The sequence below is a fragment of the Gemmobacter lanyuensis genome, assembly GCF_014652355.1.
GTDB lineage: Bacteria > Pseudomonadota > Alphaproteobacteria > Rhodobacterales > Rhodobacteraceae > Gemmobacter > Gemmobacter lanyuensis.
Genome location: NZ_BMYQ01000002.1, coordinates 150,705 through 172,321, shown reverse-complemented (window position 1 = coordinate 172,321; position 21,617 = coordinate 150,705). Strand labels below are relative to the sequence as shown.

At 63.5% G+C, this 21,617-nt stretch carries 20 protein-coding genes; 9 read left to right on the top strand and 11 right to left on the bottom strand.

Translation table 11 applies throughout. The features are described from left to right. Positions 1–59: 59 nt before the first annotated feature. From IE101_RS05880 to IE101_RS05865, 4 genes are read right to left on the bottom strand one after another with little or no spacing between them, the layout of a single operon-like run. Positions 60–1,241 (bottom strand): beta-barrel domain-containing protein, encoded by a 1,182-nt coding sequence (locus IE101_RS05880; protein ID WP_189632888.1) that lies wholly within the window; start codon positions 1,239–1,241, stop codon positions 60–62. After that, the gene (locus IE101_RS05875; RefSeq protein WP_189633108.1) at positions 1,238–3,415 is read right to left on the bottom strand and encodes an ATP-binding cassette domain-containing protein; all 2,178 of its coding nucleotides are present in this window, start codon (positions 3,413–3,415) and stop codon (positions 1,238–1,240) included. Before IE101_RS05875 ends, IE101_RS05880 begins: the two co-directional genes overlap by 4 nt. 26 nt (positions 3,416–3,441) lie before the next feature. Beyond that, positions 3,442–4,803 carry a TolC family protein gene (locus IE101_RS05870; RefSeq protein ID WP_189632887.1) on the bottom strand — a complete coding sequence of 454 codons (1,362 nt, stop codon included), beginning with the start codon at positions 4,801–4,803 and terminating at the stop codon, positions 3,442–3,444. A gap of 11 nt (positions 4,804–4,814) precedes the next feature. Further along, complete coding sequence (locus IE101_RS05865) at positions 4,815–7,652, bottom strand: Ig-like domain-containing protein (RefSeq protein ID WP_189632886.1); 2,838 nt, start codon at positions 7,650–7,652, stop codon at positions 4,815–4,817. Between the two features lie 463 nt (positions 7,653–8,115). On the opposite strand from IE101_RS05865, the gene IE101_RS05860 reads away from it, so the two are divergent. Genes IE101_RS05860 through IE101_RS05840 form a run of 5 tightly spaced genes read left to right on the top strand, consistent with a single transcriptional unit; the run spans position 8,116 to position 13,175 of the window. After that, positions 8,116–8,949 carry a glucosamine kinase nucleotide-binding domain-containing protein gene (locus tag IE101_RS05860; RefSeq protein ID WP_189632885.1) on the top strand — a complete coding sequence of 278 codons (834 nt, stop codon included), beginning with the start codon at positions 8,116–8,118 and terminating at the stop codon, positions 8,947–8,949. Continuing rightward, positions 8,949–10,100, top strand: coding sequence for an N-acetylglucosamine-6-phosphate deacetylase (nagA, locus tag IE101_RS05855; RefSeq protein ID WP_189632884.1), 1,152 nt, complete (start codon positions 8,949–8,951; stop codon positions 10,098–10,100). Before IE101_RS05860 ends, nagA begins: the two co-directional genes overlap by 1 nt. Positions 10,101–10,145: 45 nt before the next feature. Further along, positions 10,146–10,703 (top strand): ATP-dependent protease subunit HslV, encoded by a 558-nt coding sequence (hslV, locus tag IE101_RS05850; RefSeq protein WP_189632883.1) that lies wholly within the window; start codon positions 10,146–10,148, stop codon positions 10,701–10,703. Next, positions 10,700–11,998: an ATP-dependent protease ATPase subunit HslU gene (hslU, locus tag IE101_RS05845; RefSeq protein ID WP_189632882.1), complete on the top strand. Its 1,299-nt coding sequence runs from the start codon at positions 10,700–10,702 to the stop codon at positions 11,996–11,998. The genes hslV and hslU overlap by 4 nt, the downstream gene beginning before the upstream one ends. Positions 11,999–12,056: 58 nt before the next feature. Then, positions 12,057–13,175: an alpha/beta hydrolase gene (locus tag IE101_RS05840; RefSeq protein ID WP_229804034.1), complete on the top strand. Its 1,119-nt coding sequence runs from the start codon at positions 12,057–12,059 to the stop codon at positions 13,173–13,175. Here IE101_RS05840 and IE101_RS05835 read toward each other — a convergent pair. Genes IE101_RS05835 through IE101_RS05825 form a run of 3 tightly spaced genes read right to left on the bottom strand, consistent with a single transcriptional unit; the run spans position 13,172 to position 15,482 of the window. Further along, a complete protein-coding gene (locus IE101_RS05835; RefSeq protein ID WP_189632880.1) occupies positions 13,172–13,777 on the bottom strand; it encodes a Smr/MutS family protein in 606 nt (201 codons plus the stop codon). The genes IE101_RS05840 and IE101_RS05835 overlap by 4 nt on opposite strands. 5 nt (positions 13,778–13,782) lie before the next feature. Then, positions 13,783–14,820 (bottom strand): murein transglycosylase A, encoded by a 1,038-nt coding sequence (gene mltA / locus IE101_RS05830; RefSeq protein ID WP_505706135.1) that lies wholly within the window; start codon positions 14,818–14,820, stop codon positions 13,783–13,785. Beyond that, a complete protein-coding gene (locus tag IE101_RS05825) occupies positions 14,820–15,482 on the bottom strand; it encodes a Tim44/TimA family putative adaptor protein (RefSeq protein ID WP_189632878.1) in 663 nt (220 codons plus the stop codon). The genes mltA and IE101_RS05825 overlap by 1 nt, the downstream gene beginning before the upstream one ends. Positions 15,483–15,593: 111 nt before the next feature. Here IE101_RS05825 and IE101_RS05820 point away from each other — a divergent pair, with 111 nt between their 5' ends. Then, positions 15,594–16,061, top strand: a complete 468-nt coding sequence (locus tag IE101_RS05820) for an FxsA family protein (protein WP_189632877.1) — start codon at positions 15,594–15,596, stop codon at positions 16,059–16,061. Positions 16,062–16,124: 63 nt separating this feature from the next. Then, complete coding sequence (gene secB / locus IE101_RS05815) at positions 16,125–16,613, top strand: protein-export chaperone SecB (RefSeq protein ID WP_189632876.1); 489 nt, start codon at positions 16,125–16,127, stop codon at positions 16,611–16,613. 3 nt (positions 16,614–16,616) lie between these two features. On the opposite strand, the gene dnaQ is transcribed toward secB, so the two are convergent. Genes dnaQ through IE101_RS05795 form a run of 4 tightly spaced genes read right to left on the bottom strand, consistent with a single transcriptional unit; the run spans position 16,617 to position 19,336 of the window. Beyond that, complete coding sequence (dnaQ, locus tag IE101_RS05810; protein WP_189632875.1) at positions 16,617–17,318, bottom strand: DNA polymerase III subunit epsilon; 702 nt, start codon at positions 17,316–17,318, stop codon at positions 16,617–16,619. Continuing rightward, complete coding sequence (gene coaE, locus IE101_RS05805; protein ID WP_189632874.1) at positions 17,311–17,904, bottom strand: dephospho-CoA kinase; 594 nt, start codon at positions 17,902–17,904, stop codon at positions 17,311–17,313. The genes dnaQ and coaE overlap by 8 nt, the downstream gene beginning before the upstream one ends. Further along, the gene (locus IE101_RS05800; RefSeq protein ID WP_189632873.1) at positions 17,901–18,740 is read right to left on the bottom strand and encodes a shikimate dehydrogenase; all 840 of its coding nucleotides are present in this window, start codon (positions 18,738–18,740) and stop codon (positions 17,901–17,903) included. The genes coaE and IE101_RS05800 overlap by 4 nt, the downstream gene beginning before the upstream one ends. Then, positions 18,737–19,336 (bottom strand): Maf family protein, encoded by a 600-nt coding sequence (locus IE101_RS05795; protein WP_189632872.1) that lies wholly within the window; start codon positions 19,334–19,336, stop codon positions 18,737–18,739. The genes IE101_RS05800 and IE101_RS05795 overlap by 4 nt, the downstream gene beginning before the upstream one ends. Positions 19,337–19,749: 413 nt before the next feature. Between IE101_RS05795 and hemJ the strand changes: the two genes are divergently transcribed. Together hemJ and rho are read left to right on the top strand one after the other, a co-directional pair. Next, entirely contained in the window at positions 19,750–20,199 is a 450-nt protein-coding gene (hemJ, locus tag IE101_RS05790) for a protoporphyrinogen oxidase HemJ (RefSeq protein WP_189632871.1), read from the top strand. A 129-nt stretch (positions 20,200–20,328) separates the two neighbouring features. Then, entirely contained in the window at positions 20,329–21,612 is a 1,284-nt protein-coding gene (gene rho / locus IE101_RS05785; protein ID WP_189632870.1) for a transcription termination factor Rho, read from the top strand. The last annotated feature ends 5 nt before the right edge of the window (positions 21,613–21,617 follow it).

Below are 21,617 nucleotides of genomic sequence, written 5' to 3'. Positions count from 1 at the left end.
CGCTGTCGCAGGTGTAGCCCGCGACTGCCCCCGCGTCACGCTTTCTGACGGGAAGGTGATCAGCGTTCGCGCAGCGCTTCCTGCGATTTGTAGAGCGGCTTGGTCAGATAGGTCAGGATCGTCTTGCCACCGGTCTGCAATTCCACATGGGCCTGCATGCCGGGCCGGATCTCCAGATTGCGCTGTCGTTCGGTCAACTTCGACAGATCCACCCGCACCGTCACCTTGTAATGCGGATCGCCATCAGGATTGCGCGACCGTTCGTCCTTGAACGTATCGGCCGAGATGAAATCCACCTTCCCCTGCAGCGTGCCATAGATCGTGTAATCATAGGCGGTCAGCTTGATCGTCGCCTCCTGGTCCTTGCGGACCGAGGCGATGTCCTCGGGCTTGACCCGCGCTTCGATGAACAGCTCATCCTCCAGCGGGATCAGTTGCAGGATCTCTTCGCCCGGACGCACGACCCCGCCGATGGTGGTGATGGACAGCTTGTTGACCACCCCCTTCATCGGCGCAGTCAGGACGGTACGGTCCAGCTGATCCTGCACGCTTTTGGCCTGCTGGCGCAGCGAAGCCAGCTTACCCAGCGTTTCGGAATAGGTATTGGCGCGGTCCAGTTCCATCTGCGTGATTACATCATTCAGACGGCCCTCGGCCTCGGATTTCGCCTTGCGGGCCTGCGTGACCTCGATCAGGGGAGCCACTTCCATCGCGAGCATCTTCTCGAGGATATCAAGCTCTTTCTGGGACTGGTCCAACACAGCCTGCGCGCCTTCCTTCTTCATCTTGTAGTCGAAGAGCCGCGCATTCAGCAGCGCGGTTTCCGAGGCGATAATATCGGGCACCCGCGCCGCAAGTTCGGGCGGAGCATCGAAATCGACCACGCCCAGGGCTTCGGCCTCAAGCCGCAGGCGGCGGATTTCCAGCGTGGCGATCTGGTCCTGCAGATCATCCACCATGGTCTGGTATTGGGTGCCCTGCAGACGGGCCAGCACCGCGCCGGGCTGCACGATATCGCCCTCGGCCACGTTGAGTTCGGCCAGAATCCCGCCCTCGAGGTTCGAGATGATCTGCGGACGCGAGGAGGAGACGATCGTCCCTGGCGCATTCACGATTTCCGCGACCCAGGCGATGGCCGCCCAGCCGAGGAAGATCACCACGGCGGCGGCTATCGTCCAGATGATCGCCGAGGGGCGGCGGTTCTGGGCGGCCAGATCGTCGTCAAAGGACATGATGCTCATCCCCGGCCCCCCGCCTGACGCAGATGCGCCAGAACCGCATCGCGCGGACCATCGACCGCCATCTTGCCGTTTTGCAGGATCAGCGTTCGTTCCGTCAGTTGCAGGATGGGCACCCGGTGGGTGGCGATCACGGCGGTACGGCCCTGAAGCCAGTGTTGCAGGCGGCTGACCAGCGTTGCCTCAAGCGTCTGGTCCAGCGCGGCTGTGGGTTCATCCAGCAGCACCACCGACGGGTCTTGCAACCAGAGCCGCGCCCAGCCGATGCTCTGTTTCTGGCCGACCGACAGGCCTTCGCCCAGTTCGCGGATTTCCAGATCCAGCCCGCGGGGATGGTTCCGGACGAAGGGGCCAAGGCCCGCGAAGTCGAGCGCGGCATACATCCGGTCGTCGTCGCGTTCCAGCTGGGTCATGTTCAGGTTGTCCCGGATCGACCCGGCAAAGAGCCGCACATCCTGCCCCAGATAACCCACGCCCCGGCGCAGGTCGCGCGGATGCAGTTGGCCCAGATCCACCCCGTCAATCAGCACGCGGCCCTTGGTCGGGTCGTAAAGCCCGGCCAGAAGGCGCAGCAATGTCGATTTGCCCGACCCGTTGGTGCCCAGCACCGCCACATGCTGGCCCTGCGGAATGGCCAGCGCGGCAATGTCGATCACCGGGGCCGATTTCGGATCATATGAGAATTCGAGGTTCCGCAGTTCATAATTGCCACTGATGCGTTCGCGGCGCAGATAGCTGCGGCCAACTTCTTCCTGCTGCGGGGCCTCGGCGATGGCATTCAGGCCGTTCAGAGCCTCTTTCACATTCGCCCAGCGGGCCATGGTGGCCGAAACCTGCGACAGCGGGCCCAGCGTGCGCGAGGTCAGGATGCCGATGGCGATGATGGTCCCGACGGTGAAGTTGCCCGCGAAAACCAGATAGGCGCCGATCACCACAGTGGCGATATAGGTCAGCTGCTGCATCGCCTGCGCCCAATAGGTGAGCATCGAGGCCAAGTGCCGCTGATCCGAGGATTTGACCGCCGAAAGCGTAGTCAGTTCGGTCCAGATGCGGCGGATACGGTCCTGCGCGCGCTGGGTGGTGACGGTTTCGTGTTCGTAAACGGCTTCATAGAGCAGCCGCGCCGCCCGGGTAGATGCGCCCTGCGTATCACGCGTCAGCGACATCATCTTTTTCTGGAAGAAGATCCCCGGCAGCACCATCAGCGCCGACCCGGCAATCAGCACCCAGACCAGACTGCCGCCGATGCTGGCGACGATGGCAAAGAAGATGAAGAGGAAGGGCAGGTCGGCCAGGGTGCCGATGGTCGTGGCGGTAAAGAATTCGCGCACGGCCGAAAATTCGCGCATGGCGGCAAAGGTCTGCGACGGAGTGGTGCGGCGCGGGCCGCCCTTCATGCCCAGAAGGCGCTCCATCAGCCGTTCCTGCACGGCGAGTTCGATGCGCCGGCCGGTCATGTCCATCAGCGTGGACCGCGCGACTTTGAGACAGCCTTCCAGCAGCACCGCCAGCATGGCCCCAAGCGCCAGCACCCAAAGCGTGGGCTGCGACTGATGCGGGATCACACGGTCATAGACCTGCAAGGAAAACATCGCCACGGCGACCGCCAGCAGGTTCGCCACCAGCGACCCGGCCGAAACCTCAAACAGCTGGCGGCGGTAGTTGCGGAATTCCCCCCAGAACCAATGGGGCGCACGGCTGTTTTCGATATGCCGGGCCTCAAGCGCGCGCAGCGAGGGGCGGGCCCGCAGGATGCGCCCATCATGCAGCGATGCAAAATCCTTGAGATCCACATCGGACCGCTTGTCGGGCAGGCTTGCGTCATAGACCGAGAGGGTTTCGGCGGTCTGCCCCAGCACAAGCACGATTTGCCCGCCGCTCATCTGCACCAGCGCGGGCCAGAGGGCAGGGGTCAGTTCGGCCACATCTTCGACCTTGGCCTTCAGACCCAGCGCAATCATGGCGCGGGCGATTTCGGGCAGGGCGGGCAGGGCGCCGTCGGTTGCGGCAAGCTCCATCTGTTCCGAAAGGTCGGTCGCCGTTACCTCGGCGCCGACAAGGCCAAGATAGACACGGGCCAACCCGGCACGGGCGAGGATCTTCTCCGACTGGCGCGGCGGGGCAGGCTGGGCCGATACGCGCGCCGCCACAGGGGCACCCGCACGGCTTGCATTCATGTCAAAGGCGACAACGCGGGTTTCGGTCACAACAGAGCCCCATTCACCAGAACACCCCTGTCGCGCGCGATCTGAAGCCGCTTCAGGGCAATTTCATACTTCAGGCCCGCCATTTCGCGCTCCATCGCGGAATAGCTTTCGAACATGTTTACCAATTCCATCAGCGTGCGCCGACCAACCTTGTATTGCTCGGTGAACATATGGAGCGTGGCTTCAGTTTGCCCCAGCACGGCGCGGCCCTCGGCCTCGCGGGCGGTCAGAGTCGCAATCTCTTGCTGAAGGGCGACCAGATCACGGTTGGCCGCTTCGGATGTCTGGGCAACACGACGGTCGGCCACATCGCGCGATGCGGCAATCGCATCCAGCGCGGCCCCCGTGCCCAGACCGAGGGCATTGTCGAATTCCACCGAAAGGCCGGATTCCGCATTGCCCTTGTGATCCATCGCGGCGGCGGCAGTCAGTTTGGGCGCATAGCCCGAACGGGCCATATCGGCCTCGGCCATCATGCGCGCCGCCTCGGCCCGGGCCTTCACGACCGAAAGGGGTTCGGGCGCGCCGGGATCGGCGGGCAGGGGTTGCAGCCCCGACAGACCGTCCAGCGGACGCGCGGACATGGCGTTCAGCTCTGCCATGGCCTGCTGCGCCTGAAAGCGGTCATCGTTCATCTTGGCGCGCATTTCAGCGGCCTTCTGCGCGATGACCTGCTGTTCCGACCGATCTGACATACCGCCTTCCAGACGGATTCCAACGATGCGTTCAAATTCGGCCATGCGGCCCACGGCCGCTTCGGCCAGCCGCGCCTGTTCCAGCGCACGTTGCGCGCGGAGGTAGTGACCCAGGCCTTCAAAGACGCGCTGGTTGAAATCGAGCGAAAGCGTCGTCGCCGCAACCTCGACATCGGCGGCGGCAAAGGCCCGTTCGGCCTTGCGGCCCCCCCCATCAAACAGCACCTGTTCAAGCAGGAGCGAGGCCGCAGCCTCACCCAGATCTGTCAGGCTCAGCGTGGGCGACAGCGTGGGAAGCCAGTTCTGCGACCGGGCCTCGGCCCGCAGACGGGCCACGCGCAATTCTGCACGGGCAGGGCCTGCATTGGCCTCGATCACCGCTTGCGCCACGTCGGCATAGGGGCCAACCGTGGGAAGAACGGACTGACGCGCAGCCAGATCACCGATGATTGCCGATCCTTGCGCCGAGGCCTGACCCGAACGGGCCAATTCGCCCCCCGGTGCCAGGCTGGCCTGATCCGGGCGCGTCCCCGCCCCAAACCCGAACTTGGTAACATCCGGCCCGTAGCCGCCCATGCACCCCGACAGGGCCAGCACAAGCGTCAGGGCGGTGCCGGGGCGCTTCACCCCGGCAGACACAGCGAGAACATGGGGGGCGGGCATGGCGGGCCCCGTCAGATCGTACGGGTCGTGATGTCGTCATCCACAAGCACCGACCCGGCGCCGCCATCCAGCGTGTAGATGGTATAGCTCTGGCCATCCATCGTCCGGGTTCCTGTGGCGTGGAAGTCGCCGTCCAGCGTCACATCATCGCGGCTGTCCCCCTTGATGATCAAGGTATGGTCCGATCCGGTCAGATGGTGCAGCTGCGTGTCGTTGATCGTAAGCTGCGCATCGGGGGCCCAGGTCAGGTCCACGGCGGCAAAGTCAAAGTGGGACAAGCCCGCGCGGTCCAGATCCACCTCGACCGAGCTGGTCGTATTGACAATCAGCAGCGTGGACGAGCTGTTGCCAGCCGCATCGGCGTTGTTGATCACCAGATAGCTGCCATCCGGCACATTCGACCCGAACCGGAATTCGGTTTCGCCGAAGGTCTGGTTGTCCGTCTCGGTTGCCGAGATATGCGTCACCGACCCCGAGGCATCGACACGGTCGAAGGTGTAAGTGTCATCTGTCATCTCGGTATAGAGTGCGCGCACCCCGACCGCATTGCCGCTGCCGTCCTTGGTGGGGGTCACGGCAGTGATTTCAGGGCTGGGCGGCGCGACGGTGTCGATCGTCACCACCTCTTCGAAGAAATCGGTATTGCCCACGCTGTCCGTTGCGGTGACGGTGAACGTGGTTTCCACCCCGTCGCCCGACGGCAGATCGGCCGATGCGAAATCCGCGCTCCAGCGGCCATTGGCCCCGGCGGTCACGGTGCGGGTCGCGCCATTGGGAAGTGAGATTTCGACCGTGGAATTCGGCTCGACAAAGCCCGAAATCGTCACACCCTGGGCATGTTCTGCCGCATTGATGACGCCATCGCCGCCGATGTCACCCGACAGACCCAGCGTATTGACCAGCGTATCAACGCGCACGGTCTGGGTCTGTGTGCTGACATTGCCGATATGATCGGTGGCACGCATCGTCAGAACGACATTGCTTTCCCCCGCCGGGATGGCCGAGGCCGGGATCGAGGCGCTCCAGTTGCCGCTGGCATCGACCGAAGCGTTGTACCAGGTTCCCTTCCATTCCACCTGAACGCGCGCGCCCACTTCGACGGTCCCTGTCACCTCCAGGTCCCCCGCCGCATCGGCGGCGTTCACCACGCTGTCGGTTGCCCCTGCGAAATTGCGGACTTCGGTGTCGATATGAACGACATGAGTCTCGGTGGTGCTATTGCCTGCGGCATCGGTGGAAGTAACCGAAACGGTGGAATCATAGGTCCCGGCGCGCAGCTCGGTACCGGCGAAATTCACCGACCAGCTGCCATCATCCGCCACCGTCGCGCTACGGGTAACGCCTTCGACCGACACTTCGATCGAGGCACCCGCCTCGCCCGTGCCGGACAGGGTGATCCCCGCGCTCGCCGAACGTTCGGAGGCCGAGATATAGTCATCGCCCATCACCGGCGAGGTAATCGCCAGCGGAATCTCCGTGTCGATCACGACATTTTCGGTGATGACCGTCTGGTTGCCCAGCGGATCGGTCGCAGTGATGGTCGCCTCATGGACCGCCTCCCCCGAGGGGATTTCCGAGGTGGTGAAGGTCACAGACCAATTGCCACGCGGGCCGACGGTGGTTGTGTGGCTGACGCCGCCGATCACCACTTCAACCGTTGCGCCTGCTTCGCCGCGACCGGCAATGGTCACGCCATCAGCATATTCCGCAGCATTTTCCACATCACCGACACTTTCGACACCGCGGGTCGCCGAAACCGGCGGCGGGGTCATGTCGATGATGAAGTCGGGGCCATCCAGTTCATAGGTGAAGCCACCGCCGGTGACGGTCACTTCACTGCTGAAATTGCCATCCGAGGGGAAATTCTCGCCCGAGAATTCTACACCCCAGGTGCCGTTGCTGGTGATCGTGGTGGTTTGCGTCCGGTCGCCAACCACCACGGTCACATGATCGCCCGGCTCACCCGTGCCGGTGATCACCAGCTTGGGATCCTCGGTATTGGTGGTCAGGGTTTCAGAATGGTCAGGGTCGTCGACTGTGGGTTCGGCGCGATCGGTGCCGTCATCGTCGCCATCGTCGGTGCCGTCATCGTCGCCATCGTCAGTGCCGTCGTCATCGCCATCGTCAGTGCCGTCGTCATCGCCATCGTCGTTGCCGTCGTCATCGCCATCGTCGGTGCCGTCGTCGTCGCCATCGTCGTCGCCATCGTCGGTGCCGTCGTCATCGCCATCATCGGTGCCATCGTCGGTGCCGTCATCGTCACCATCATCGGTGCCGTCACCGCCCGAATTGTCGGTGCTGTCGCCCCCTTCGCCGCTGCTGCCGCCGCCAAGCAGGGCGACACCACCCAGAAGGCCGGCCGCAAGTGCGGCAGCGCCCAAACCACCAGCGCCCAGAAGGCCGGGTGCCAGCGCGCCCATGCCCGCGGGTTCGTCAGAATAGATCTGCGCATCGGCGAAAGCATCCGCACCTTCAAAACGCAGATCGTCGAGCGTCGAGAACTTGTTCCAGGCGTCGACCGGGCCATAGCTTGCGGCCACCGGTCCAGCGGTGCCGGCATCGCTCAGAAGAACCTCTGTCACCTCGCCGTTCGACGACAGGTAAAGGCGGTTCAGCTGGCCCGGGGCAACATCGTAGTAACCGTTAAGAACAACATCGCTGCCATCCACCAGATGCACGATGAGGTTTGCGCCCTTGCGTTCATACCCAAGGACGCTGGACTGGGCCACATTGAGCGAAATCTGCTCACCCGATCCAATTTGAATGAAATTGCTGCCCTCGCCGCCAGCGATGCCATGCGTCACTGCGCCCGCAGAATTGCGGACGGCGAAATCAATCGCCTGAACCATCTTACTACTCCGCCTCAAATCGGGCTGCTCACCCGCAACTTTGTTGTCGGCCCTGTTTTCAGGGTCCAATTAGGTTCAGAAATACATTCGTTTGGATGCCATTTCCAGCCCTCTGTTCAGGTGGCGTCTCGATTTTCCTCTTTTTCCCCATAGTTTAGCCACAATCTTTGCGTGCAGCGCCGTAGATTACTCACGCAAACCTAACACTACATATTGTGTAAACTTATGATCAAAGCACAATTGGACAGAGGATCTGGAAACCGGCCTGACCTTCTTGATCGGCGGTGCTGCCCGAAGAATGCGCTCTGGGGCGGGGTATTCCAGCCCCGCAGATCCCCCGTAGCGCAGGACGGCTGTGTCTGCGCCGCCACAGGGCGGGTTTGACGGCAGCGGCGCGTTCCGATTTGCGCGGGCAGGGCCGTTTCCGCTATGGATGGTGGCGCAGCGGTGATTGGGGAAGGTGATGCCACATTATCTGGGGGTTGATGGCGGCGGGACCGGATGCCGCGTCGCCGTGGCGGATGAAACGGGGCGCATTCTGGGCCGGGGTCATGCCGGACCTGCGAATGTGAATACCGACGTGGCTGGAACACGGTCGAATATCATGGCCGCCGTGGACCAAGCACTGGATGGCACCGGGATTTCTGCGCCCGACCTGACGGCCGTTCTGGGTCTTGCCGGCGCAGGGATGCCGGGGCCCGTGGCCGAGCTTGCCCGGAACCTGCCATTCCGATCCTGCCGGATCGTCAATGATGCGGTGACCGCAACCACGGGCGCGCTGCAGGGTGAAGATGGAATCGTCGCCATCCTCGGGACCGGGTCGGTTTTCACGCGGCAACAGCGCGGGGCATTTGCGCAGTTCGGCGGCCATGGGTTTCTGCTGGGGGATGAGGGCAGTGGCGCCGTGCTGGGGCGGCGGCTGTTGTCTGCAGCCCTGCGCGCCCATGATGGCTATGCCCCGCTGACACCGCTTCTGACCACGATCTTGCGTGAAATGGGCGGGCCGGAGGGAATCATCGCCTTTGGCGGACAGTCGCGGCCCGTGGATTTCGGGGCCTTCGCGCCGCAAATCCTTGGCTCGGATGATTCTGCGGCGATCGAAGTTCGCGCCACAGCCCTTGCGGAAGTGCGTGGCCTGATTCAGGCGATTCAGCCCCAGCCTGCGCTGCCGGTTGTCTTTCTCGGTGGACTGGGGCCGTTTTACGCGGCTGCGCTGCAATCGGATTGGCCGCAACGCGCCGCACGGGGCTCTGCCGTGGATGGCGCGCTCTGGATGGCCCGCACGGGGGCGGATTGATGCGCCAGGTTCTGCTTCCCGACCGTCTCTTTGACGGGACACAGATCCTTGATCAGATTGCGCTGGTTCTGGAGGGGTCAAAGATCGCGGCCGTGTTGCCCGCCAGTCAGGCCGGGGCCGCAGATCACAGGCGATTGCCGGGGATAACGCTGGCACCCGCATTTCTGGATGTGCAGGTAAATGGCGGGGGCGGGCAGATGGTCGGCGCCACGACCATGGCGGACCAGCTGCGCCAGATCTGCGCCACGCATCTGGCCTTGGGATCGGCAGGAATTCTGCCGACCTTGATCACAGATACGCCGAAGGTGACCGCACAGGTCATTGCAGCCGGAATCGACGCCGCGCGCCAAGGTGTGCCGGGTTTTCTGGGCCTGCATTTGGAGGGGCCGCACCTCGACCCGCGGCGCAAGGGCGCCCATGATGCCGGTTTGATCCGCCCCATGACCGCTGACGATCTGCATCTGCTATGTACGGCTGCGGAACGCTTGCCGCGCCTGATGGTGACACTTGCGCCCGAGGCCGCGACCCCGGATCAGATCCGCCAGCTGGCCCAAACCGGGGTGATCGTGAGCCTCGGCCATAGTGACTGCACGGCCGAAAGCGCGGACCGCGCCTTTGCGGCGGGTGCGCGCTGCGCCACACATCTGTTCAATGCGATGAGCCAGCTCGGCAACCGAGAGCCGGGTCTGGTCGGGGCGGTGCTGGGCGGCACGGCCGGGGCCGGGGTGATTGCCGACGGGGTGCATGTGCATCCGCAAACCCTGCGGGCAGCGCTGGCTGCGCGGACCGAGGGGGTGTTCCTGGTCAGTGACTGCATGGCTTTTGCGGGCAGCGACCTGCAAGAGATGGAGCTTGGCGGACGCCAGATCCTGCGCCGAGACGGGCGGCTGACGCTGGCGGATGGCACGCTGGCCGGAGCGGACCTGACGCTGCCGCGTGCGGTGGGGGTACTGGTTGAAAAAGTGGGCCTTGACCCCGCACGCGCGCTGCGGATGGCCAGCGCCGAACCCGCCCGGTTGCTAGGTCTGGAAGACCGCTTTGGCCTGATCGCGCCGGGCAGGCAGGCCGATCTGGTGGCGCTGGGGCCGGACTGGGCACTGGCAGGCGTCTGCCAGGCTGGCCAATGGATCAAACCGCCGCGCGGGTTGTGAAGGGCCGGGGGCTGCGCCATATAACTTCAAACAATGGAGGCCCCGATGGCAGAGGACAAATTTCCCGGTTGGCATGGCACCACCATCATCGGCGTGCGCCGGGGGGGTGAGGTCGTGGTCGCAGGCGACGGGCAGGTCAGCCTGGGTCAGACCGTGATCAAGGGCACCGCGCGCAAGGTGCGGCGCCTGTCTCCCGGCGGGCGCGACGTGGTCTGCGGCTTTGCCGGATCGACCGCCGATGCCTTTACCCTGCTGGAACGGCTGGAGAAAAAGCTGGAGGCCGCACCGGGGCAGCTGGCCCGGGCCTGTGTCGATCTGGCCAAGGACTGGCGCATGGACAAATACCTGCGCAACCTTGAAGCCATGCTGATCGTGACCGACGGCGCCGACCTTTTCGTGATCACAGGGGCGGGCGATGTGCTGGAACCGGAACATGACATCGCGGCTATCGGATCGGGTGGGAACTTCGCGCTCGCCGCGGCGCGGGGGCTGATGCACACCGACCTTCCGGCGGAAGAGATCGCGCGCAAAGCCATGGCGATTGCCGCCGATATTTGCGTCTACACCAATGGCAACCTGACCGTGGAGCGGATTGCGAAATGACCAATCTCACCCCCCGCGAGATCGTCTCGGAACTGGATCGTTTCATCATCGGGCAGGCGGATGCCAAACGTGCCGTGGCGGTCGCCCTGCGGAACCGCTGGCGCCGCAAGCAGCTGGGCGATGATCTGCGCGACGAGGTTTACCCCAAGAACATCCTGATGATCGGGCCGACCGGCGTCGGCAAGACCGAGATCAGCCGCAGGCTTGCGAAACTCGCCCGCGCGCCGTTCCTGAAGGTCGAGGCGACGAAATTCACCGAAGTTGGCTATGTCGGCCGCGATGTGGACAGCATCATCCGCGATCTGGTGGATGCCGCGATGATCGAAACCCGCACCCGGATGCGGGACGAGGTGAAGGCCCGCGCCCTGCGCGCCGCCGAAGACCGGGTGATCGAGGCCATTGCCGGCAAGGATGCCCGAGACCAGACGCGCGAGTTGTTCCGCCAAAAACTGAAACGCGGCGAACTGGACCAGACCATGATCGAGCTGGAGGTGCAGGACAGCACGCCCTTCCCGATGATGATGGGCGGCGGCAACGGCATGGAAATGCAGATGCAGGGCCTCCAGGACATCTTCAAGGCCTTCGGTGGGCGCAGCACACGCAAGAAGATGACCGTGGCCGACAGCTATGAATTGCTTCTGGGACAAGAGGCCGACAAGCTGCTGGATGATGAGGCGGTCAAGGCCGCCGCGCTGGAGGCGGTGCAGGAAAACGGCATCGTCTTTCTGGACGAGATCGACAAGATCTGCGCCCGGGCCGAGGCGCGGGGCGCCGATGTCAGCCGCGAGGGGGTGCAGCGCGACCTGCTGCCGCTGATCGAAGGCACCACGGTTTCCACCAAATACGGGCCGGTCAAGACGGACCATATCCTGTTCATCGCCTCGGGCGCGTTCCATGTGGCCAAACCATCAGACCTGCTGCCCGAATTGCAGGGGCGCCTGCCGATCCGGGTGGAGCTGCAGGCCCTGACCGAGGGCGACTTCACGCGCATCCTGACGGAGACCGACAATGCGCTGACGCGGCAATATGCGGCGCTGATGGCGACGGAACAGGTGCAGGTCCGCTTTACCGAAGATGGCATCGCGGCACTGGCCCGCATCGCGGCCGAGGTGAACCGCAGTGTGGAAAACATCGGGGCGCGGCGGCTCTATACCATTCTGGAGCGGGTGTTCGAGGATCTCTCCTTCAGCGCCCCGGACCGGCGCGGAGAAGAGGTTGTCGTCGATTCCGCCTTTGTAGAGACGAATGTGGGCGCTTTGGCGCGATCGGCAGACCTTAGCCGTTACGTTCTTTGACGGCTTGGCGGCGGCGCAGAAATCGGCAAGGCTTACCCTGTTCTTTAAGGGGATTTCCGTGCGCCGCAGTTTGATCTGTCTTTGCCTTGTCAGCCTTGCCGCCTGCGCGCCGCGGGGCACCATCGTCGTAGATCCGGCCGCCGCGAAGGTGGGACAGGTCGAGGAGATCTTTGTCGGCTCAACGCGCGCGATCGACGCCGACACCGGCACCTTCGGGCGCGGCCGGTCGGAAGAGGAACATTTTGCCCGCTATGCCATTTCGGTGCCCCCGAACCGCAAACTGGGCGAGATCAAGTTCCCCGGCCGCCATGCCAAACCCGATCCGCAGCGGCATTTCCTTACGACGGAACAGGAAATGCACCTGAGCCGGCGCGAATTCTCGGCCGATCTGCATCAGGCCTTCTTGGCATTGCCGCGCAGCCAGCGCGAGGCGGTGATCTATGTCCACGGCTTCAATAACACCTTTGCCGAAGGGCTGTATCGGATCGCGCAGCTCTCACATGATCTTGAGATGCCGGGGGTAACGCTCCACTACAGCTGGCCGTCGATCGGCAATCCGCTGGGCTATGTCGCGGATCGGGATTCCGCGATGTTCGCGCGCGACGGGCTGGAACGGCTGATCCACGAAACCGCCGATGCCGGGGCCGAACGGATTGTGCTGGTGGCGCATTCGATGGGGTCGGCGCTGACAATGGAAACCCTGCGCCAGGTGGCGATCCGCGGCGATAATCGCATCCGGCAGCGCATGGCCGGGGTGATCCTGATTTCGCCGGATCTGGACGTCGATCTGTTCCGGATGCAGGCCCGCACCTATGGCGCCCTGCCGCAGCCCTTCATCATCTTCGGATCAAACCGGGATTCACTACTGAGCCTTTCAGCACAGCTGACCGGCCAGCCTGAACGGCTGGGGAACCTTTCAGACATCAGCCGCGTGGCGGATCTGGATGTGACATTCCTGGATACCAAAGCCTATTCCGAAGGGTCGGGGCATTTCAATCTGGGCGACAGCGCCGCGCTGCTGCAACTGATGAGCCGGGTGGCGGATGTGGATGCCGCCTTCGGATCGGATCAACGGGGCAAGGTGGGGCTGCTGCCGGGCGTGGTGCTGACCGTGCAGAACGCCACCCAAATCGTGCTGGCACCGGTGGGCGTGGTGGCTGAAGGCCTGTCGAACTAACGCGGGCGGCGCAGATAGACGTAATAGGCGCCCGAGCCGCCGTGTTTCAGATGCGCCTCCGTCACCTGCAGCACGCAGGGGCCGAGCGGCGGCAGGTGCAGCCAATGCGGCACCTGATGCTTCAGCACCCCGTAGCGGATCGGGATCGGCCCGTGATCTGGGCCTTGCTTGCCCTTGCCGGTAATGACCAGCACCAGCCGCAGCCCATCATTCCAGGCGTTGAGGATGAAGCGGATCAATTCGGGATGCGCCTCGGCCACGGTCATGCCATGCAGGTCAAGCCGCGCCTCGGGCGAAAGCTTGCCGCGGACCATGCGGTCATGGTTCTTGCGGTCCATCAGCACCGGGGCGGTGGCCAGACGTTCGGCCAACGGGGGCAGGGTGTCCAGCACCGGCGCCTCGCGCTTGCGTTCGCCGATGCGGAAGCGGTTCAGCTTGGGTTCAGGCGGCGCGGGCAGGACCTCGGGCTTATGAAGCGGCGGCATGGGGTCGGCATCGGGCAGCTTGCGATGCAGCGTCGGCGCGTGCATCGGCTTGGCCGTGCGGGCGACGGCCTGCCAAAGCTCAGCCTCTTCGGGGCGCAGGGTACGACGGCGGGCCATGATGATCAGCCATCCGGCAGCATGGCATAGGCAAGGTCGATGGGCAAAAGCACCACCATACGCCCGCCATCCTTGACCGTGCCTGCCGCATCGCCCGCGGCATCGCCCGTGCCGAAATAGATGTCGGCGCGTTGCGCGCCCTTGATGGCACCCCCGGTATCTTGCGCAACCATCAGGCGGCGCATGGGGTCGCGCCCTTCTTTCTCGATCCAGATCGGCGCGCCCAAGGGGTTATAGCGCGGGTCAATGGCAACCGACCGCAGATCAGTCAGCGAACGGCCCATGGCGCCAATCGGCCCTTTGTCGGCCGCCAGATCGGGCAGGCGGCGGAAAAAGACATAGGAGGGGTTGTGATCCAGCATCGCATGGCCCGGCCCCGGATTGGCGCGCACCCAGGACCGGATGGTCTGGGCCGATACCTGATCTGGCGTATGGGTGCCAAGGCGGACCATCTCTTGCCCGACAGAACGGTAGGGGTGGCCATTCTTGCCACCATAGCCCACGCGCATCACACGGCCATCGGGCATGCGAATGCGGCCAGATCCCTGAATATGGAGGAAAAACACTTCCACCGGGTCATCCAGCCAGGCGAGTTCGAGGCCGCGGCCCGCAATCGCGCCGGCTTCAATGTCCGACCGTGAATAATAGACCATGCCGTCGCGCAATTCCGGCGGGCGGGCATAGATCGGATAGCGGAACCGCGCCGTGCGGACGGGCGATCCATCCAGCATGGGTTCGTAATAGCCCGTAAACAGCGCCGGAGGGGTGCCGATGACCACGGGGCGGAAGAACAGCTCAAAGAAAGCGCGCGCACTATCCGCGCTTTCGCCCGCATCGGCGGCAAGACGGCAAAGCGGCGCCCAGAGCGGGTCCTTCAGCAGATCGCAGGTTTCCAGAAAGGCGCGAAGGGCCTCGCGCTGATCATCATCGCGCCAGCCGTCGAGTTCCTCAAAAACGAGAACCTGCGCCGGAACGGGGTCCGGCGCAGTCATGGCTGCAACCGCGACACAGGCCGCGGCGAACAGGGGTCGCAGGGCAAACATCACTCTCCGGTCGCGACAAGCTGCCAGTTGGGGTCGGCACTGCCCATGGTGCGGGCAAAGGTCCAGACATCGCGCTGGCGTTTGATTTCGGTGGCCGAACCTTCGACAACCTCACCGGCGGCATTGCGGACCACGGTCGTCAACTCACCCGTGAAGCGGACCGAAATCTCGCCCTCGCGCGTGGCGGCATTCCAAGTGGCGCCTTGCAGGGCAAGTTCGCGCAGACCCACGAAATTCGCCTCGACGGTCAAACCCTGCGCCTCGCGCGCGGCAACGGCGGCGGCAAAGCTTTCATAGACATCGGGGGCAAGGAAGGGCTTCACGGCGGCCAGATCGCCACGCTCAAAGGCCATGAGGATCATCTCATAGGCGCCGCGCGCGCCTTGGAGGAAGGTATTGACCGAGAAGGACGGCTCGGCCGATTTCATCCCGGCGAGCGCGAGCGCAGCGGCAGAGCCCTCGGCGACGTGATCGGTGATGTCGCGGTCGGGGCCGCCCTCGATCACCTCAAAATTGCGCTGCACAGGGCGGGCGGGGCCCTCTTGCGACGGCAGCGGGGGTTTTTCGAACCCTTCGCGGGTGCCCAGCACCGAGCGCAGCTTGATGATCAGGAACACCGCGATCCCGGCAAGCACAAGAATTTGGATCAGGGCGTTGTTCATGCAGACCTCGAGAAAGGATGGGGTTGGTAACAGGGACCTTGAAGACCTATGTAGGGAAGGGGTGTGGACAAGTCCACATCCTGACAGACAGTTGAGAGGAGAGACGGCGCGATGCGGCTTTTTACACCGATTATCCTGCTGATGCTGGTGGAAATCGCGCTGTTCATCACATTGGGCGGCTGGATGGGGCTGGCCCTGTCGCTTTTGGTGATTTTTGGCACCGCGCTGCTGGGTGTGGGCATCCTGCGGGCGACGGGACAAAGAGCCGCAGGCGACCTGCGCGCCGCCATGGCCGGGATCGGACAACCGGAGGTCGCGGCAGGCGATCACGCGCTGCGGATGTTCGCGGGCCTGCTGCTGATCCTGCCGGGGTTTCTGGGCGACCTTCTGGGGCTTTTGCTGCTGCTGCCGCCGGTGCGGGCGCTGATCCGCCGCGCTGTGCTACGCCGGGTGCAGGTGCATCGCGGCTTTGGCGTGCAACCGGGGCCGAATGTGGTGATCGACGCCGAGTTCATCGAGCTTGACCCCAATGAGCCGCAACAACCGCCGCGTGGCCCCTCGGGCTGGACGCGCCATTGAGCCACCTGCTAGACAGGGCGCGACCCCATGGGCGCGGCCGCGCCCTGGCAGCAGGAGATAGGGATGAGTGAGACCAACGATGCCGGGCAGGCCGCTGCCCCGCAGGTGAAGATGAGCGTTCTGGCCCAGTTCGTGCGCGACATGTCGTTCGAGAACGTGCTGGCGCAAAAAGGCCTGAACGGCAGCGAAATGCAGCCCGACGTTCAGGTGCAGGTGAGCCTCGATGCCCGCAAGCGCGGCGCCGAACACCAGTATGAAGTGATCAACAAGTTCCGCGTCACCTCGAAGAACAAGGCGACGGGCGACACGCTGTTCCTGATGGAACTGGAATACGGCGGGATCTTCCATGTGGAAGGCGTGCCGGATGACCAGATGCACCCCTTCCTGCTGATCGAATGCCCGCGGCTGCTGTTCCCCTTCATCCGCCGGATCATTTCGGACGTGACGCGTGACGGCGGCTTCCCGGCGCTGAACATCGACACTGTGGATTATCTGGCGCTCTACCGTCAGGAACTCGCACGCCGCGCCCAAGCGCAACAGCCGGTCCAGTGACCGCTAGCCGCGCTTGAGCCAAATTGCACCGTCGCCCATCTTGGCCACAAAGGCCTCATGGGCGGCGGTTTCCTCCGGGGTGATGCGGGGGGGCAAGGGCGCAGGACGCGGCCGGGGCCGCCAATCGGTATCCACCTGCGTTACCGGCCCTTTCTGCGCCGCTGCGGGGCTTGCCGCCAGCACCAGATCGGGCTGCCGACCGCCAATCAGCTCCAGATATACCTCCGCCAGGATTTCACTGTCGAGCAGCGCGCCGTGCTTTTCGCGCATCGAATTGTCGATGCCGAAGCGGCGGCAGAGCGCATCGAGCGAAGCGGGCGAACCCGGGAATTTCTTGCGCGCCATCAAGACGGTATCAATCGCCTGATCATTCGGCAGGGTCGGGAAACCGTGGGTGCGAAGCTCCCAGTTCAGGAATTTCATGTCGAAAGCGGCGTTATGGATCACCAGCTTCGCATCGCCCACGAAATCGAGAAAGGCCCGCGCGCAATCGCGGAAAAGGGGCTTGTCGCGCAGGAAATCATCGCCCAATCCATGCACCTCGAAGGCCTCTTTCGGCATCGACCGTTCGGGGTTCAGATACTGGTGATAGGTGCGGCCCGTGGGCAGGTGGTTGAACAGCTCCACCGCGCCGATTTCGACGATGCGATGGCCCTCCGACGGCTCAAAACCCGTGGTTTCGGTATCCAGAACGATCTCACGCATGGCGGGTTTCCCGGATATAGGCGATCAGCGCAGCCACGGCGGCTTCGACCGCAGGGCGGCTGAGGGTTTCTATGATATGGGTCGCCCGGGCGCGTTTGTCACGGTCCGGCATCTGTCGCGACAGCATCAGGTCAAGCTGCGCCGGGGTCATACCGGGGCGGGCCAGCACCCGCGCGCGCTGCAGTTCGGGCGGGGCGGTGACCAGAAGGGTCGCGTCCATCTCGGCCTCGGTGCCTTTTTCGAATAGCAGCGGGATGTCAAAAACCACGATATCGGTCTGCGCGGCCGCCAGAAAGGCAGCGCGATCGGCGGCGACCAGCGGGTGAACGATGGCCTCGAGCTGCGCCAGCAGCGTGGGGTCGGCAGCGATGGCTTGTTTCAATGTTTCACGTGAAACACCCTCGGGGCCAATCGCCTTGGGAACCAGTTGCCCCACCGGCGCCACGGCAGCCCCACCCGGTGCATAGAGCCGATGCACCGCAGCATCCGCATCCCAAACGGGCACAGTGGCGGCGGTAAACATGGCCGCAGTGGTGGATTTTCCCATGCCGATAGAGCCGGTCAGGCCAAGGCGGAAGGGCGTCATGCCGACAAGACCGCGCGGCGGGTGTCTTCATCCACCTCGGGGCGGTGGCCAAACCAGCGTTCAAAGCCCGGCACGGCCTGATGCAACAACATGCCCAACCCATCGACGATCTGGGCGCCGCGCTCCTCGGCCTCAATCAGGAACTGGGTCTTGGGGGGGGTGTAGACGATATCGGTGGCCAGCGCGCCACGCGCCATGGCCGCCAAGGAAATGCCGAATTCAGCCTTTCCGGTCATCCCCAGCGCCGTGGTGTTCACCACTGTGGCGCAGCCTTCGATCATCTCGGCAGCGTGGACCCAGTCGAACGCAGTGACGCGGGCGCCGAAATCGGCGCGGAAAGCCTCGGCCCGCAGGCGGGTGCGGTTGGCGATCCGCACTTCGGGTACGCCAACCTCAAGCAAGGCCGCAACCACTGCCCGCGCCGCGCCACCTGCACCAAAGACTGCGGCGGGGCCAGCAGCGGCGTTCCAGCCGGGAGCATTCTGGTGCAAGTTGGCGATAAACCCCAGACCATCGGTGTTGTCCGCATGGATCTTGCCATCCTTGCGGAAGATCAGCGTATTCGCAGCCCCAATCAGCGCCGCGCGATCCGTGACGATATCCGCAAGACCCAGCACGGTTTCCTTGTGCGGAATGGTGACATTGGCCCCGACAAAGCCCATACGCGGCATCATCCGCAACGCCTCGGCCAGATCCGCCTGCGCAATATCGAGCGGCACATAATGCCCCTTGATGCCGTAGCGCCGCAGCCAAAAGCCATGCAGCGCAGGCGAGCGGCTATGCGCAATGGGCGAGCCGATGACCCCGGCCAAAGGGATGCGCGGATGATCGGTCATGTCTCGATGAACCCCCGAAGTTCGAGATAGGCCAGCAACGGCAGCAGCGGCAGGCCCAGAACGGTGAAATAGTCGCCCTCGATCGAAGAGAACAGGCGCACGCCCTCTTCCTCAAGCTTGTAGCCCCCGGCGGAATGGCGCAGGCTTTCCCAGTTGCGCGCCAGATATCCTTCCAGCCAAGAATCTGAAAAATCGCGCATTTTCAGGTCAACGCGGCCAATATGGCGCCAAGTCGGTTCCCCCGCATCATAAAGCACAAGCGCCGAGAGCAGACGATGCGTCTTGCCCCGCATAGACAAAAGCTGCGCGCGCGCGGCATCAAGACTTTCGGGTTTTCCCCAGGCGCGATGGTCAAATTCCAGCACCTGATCGCAGCCCAGAACCAGCGCCGTCGGGTTCCGTTCGGCCAGTTTGCGGGCCTTCATCTCGGCCAGGGCATCGGCGATGTCGCGCGGATGGGCGCCCTCGGCCTCCAGCGCGCGGCGGATCGTTTCCTCATCAATGCGGGCGGGATGGGCCGTGACCTCAACCCCCGCCGCACGCAGCAGCGCGAGCCGGGTTTCCGAGGAAGAGGCGAGGAGAAGCGGGCGAGTCATCTGGGGGCGAGGCTGTGGAAAATCTCTGTTTGTTCCTGACGCGAATTTGGGGGCCAAAGTCATGTCTTCGCCTTGGTGCGGTCGGAAGGCAGGTTTTGTCAAGCTGAGCGCAGGGTTTGTCCACCTGTGGGCTGGATTTCCGGGATCTGTGGGACAAGCCAGAGGCCCACAGCCATTGCATAACTCCCTGTGGATGGTCAAAAACCGCGTCTATGCCCATAAAAACAAGCGCTGCGGCCGGTTTTGCGGAAGAGGCCCAAAAAGATTCGTCCCAAACTTATCCACGGCCCCGCGCCTGTGGGAAACCCGAGGGAGGATTCCGGAAATCCGGTTTTCCCCAGCCCCTAAATCAACATTCCTTTTTTTCTTTCTTTCTTTAAGAAGAGGTAAGGTTGCACGAAGGATGGATCGGGATGGAAGATTTTCTGGCGGGCCTCTACCCTTGGGTAAAGTTCCTGCATGTCATCTCGGTCATCAGCTGGATGGCGGGCCTGTTCTACCTGCCGCGGCTTTTCGTCTACCATGCGGAGCGCGTGGGGCAGGGCAATCCGACGGATGACCTGTTCCAGGTCATGGAGCGTCGCCTGCTGCGGGCCATAATGAATCCCGCGATGATCGCAAGCTGGGTTTTCGGCCTTGCGCTGGTCCTGACGCCGGGAATTGTCGATTGGACCATGCTTTGGCCCTGGCTCAAGGCCGGGTCTGTGCTGGGGATGACGGCGTTTCACATGTGGCTGGCCGCACGGCGCCGGGATTTCGCGGAAGGGCGCAACAGCGTAACCGGACGCCGCTACCGGATGATGAACGAAGTTCCGACGCTTTTGATGATCGTGATCGTTGCTTCGGTCATCGTGAAATTCTGAATTTGTTGACTCGTGGCGGCTTCGGGGCTAAGTGGCGAACCCAAGCAGGGCCGTCCGGCCTGATGCGTTTCCCGATGACAAGCTGATCCAGGCCCGCGCTGCGGGTTTTTGCGGATGAACGGACCCTTCATGACGATTGCCCAGACCATCGAGCGGCTCAACCTTTCCGATCTCAAGGCCAAGACCCCGGCAGAGCTGCTGGCCATGGCCGAAGAGTGGGAAATCGAGAACGCGCCTTCCATGCGGAAGGGCGAGATGATGTTCTCGATCCTGAAGGAACACGCCGAAGAGGGCTGGGAAATCGGCGGCGATGGCGTGCTGGAGGTTCTGCAGGACGGGTTCGGCTTCCTCCGCAGCCCTGAGGCGAACTATCTGCCCGGCCCCGATGACATCTATGTCAGCCCCGAGATGATCCGCGTCTTCAGCCTGCGGACCGGGGATACGATTTCGGGCGTAATTCAGGGCCCGCGTGACAATGAGCGGTATTTCAGCCTGGTGAAGGCCGAGCGGATCAACTTTGACGATCCGGAAAAGGCCAAGCACAAGGTTCATTTCGACAACCTGACGCCGCTTTATCCCGATGAACGGCTGAAGATGGAAATCGAAGATCCGACGATCAAGGATCGTTCGGCGCGGATCATCGATCTGGTCGCGCCCATCGGGAAGGGCCAGCGCGCGCTGATCGTGGCGCCGCCGCGCACCGGCAAGACGGTTCTGCTGCAGAACATCGCCCATAGCATCGAGACCAACCACCCCGAGTGCTATCTGATCGTCCTGCTGATCGACGAACGCCCCGAGGAAGTGACCGACATGCAGCGCTCGGTGAAGGGTGAGGTTGTGTCCTCGACCTTCGACGAACCGGCAACCCGTCACGTCGCCGTCGCCGAGATGGTGATCGAAAAGGCCAAGCGCCTGGTTGAACACAAGCGCGATGTGGTGATCCTGCTCGATTCGATCACGCGTCTGGGCCGCGCCTTCAACACGGTGGTGCCGTCGTCGGGCAAGGTTCTGACCGGTGGTGTGGATGCCAACGCCCTGCAGCGCCCGAAACGCTTCTTCGGTGCGGCGCGCAACATCGAAGAGGGGGGGTCGCTGACCATCATCGCCACCGCCCTGATCGACACCGGCAGCCGGATGGACGAGGTGATCTTCGAAGAATTCAAGGGCACCGGTAACTCGGAAATCGTGCTGGACCGCAAGGTCGCTGACAAGCGCGTCTTCCCGGCAATGGACATCCTGAAATCCGGCACCCGGAAAGAGGATCTGCTGGTTGAAAAGACCGATCTGCAGAAAACTTATGTTCTGCGGCGGATTCTGAACCCGATGGGCACTACGGATGCAATCGAGTTCCTGATTTCCAAGCTGAAACAGACGAAGAGCAATTCGGAATTCTTCGATTCCATGAACACCTGATCCCG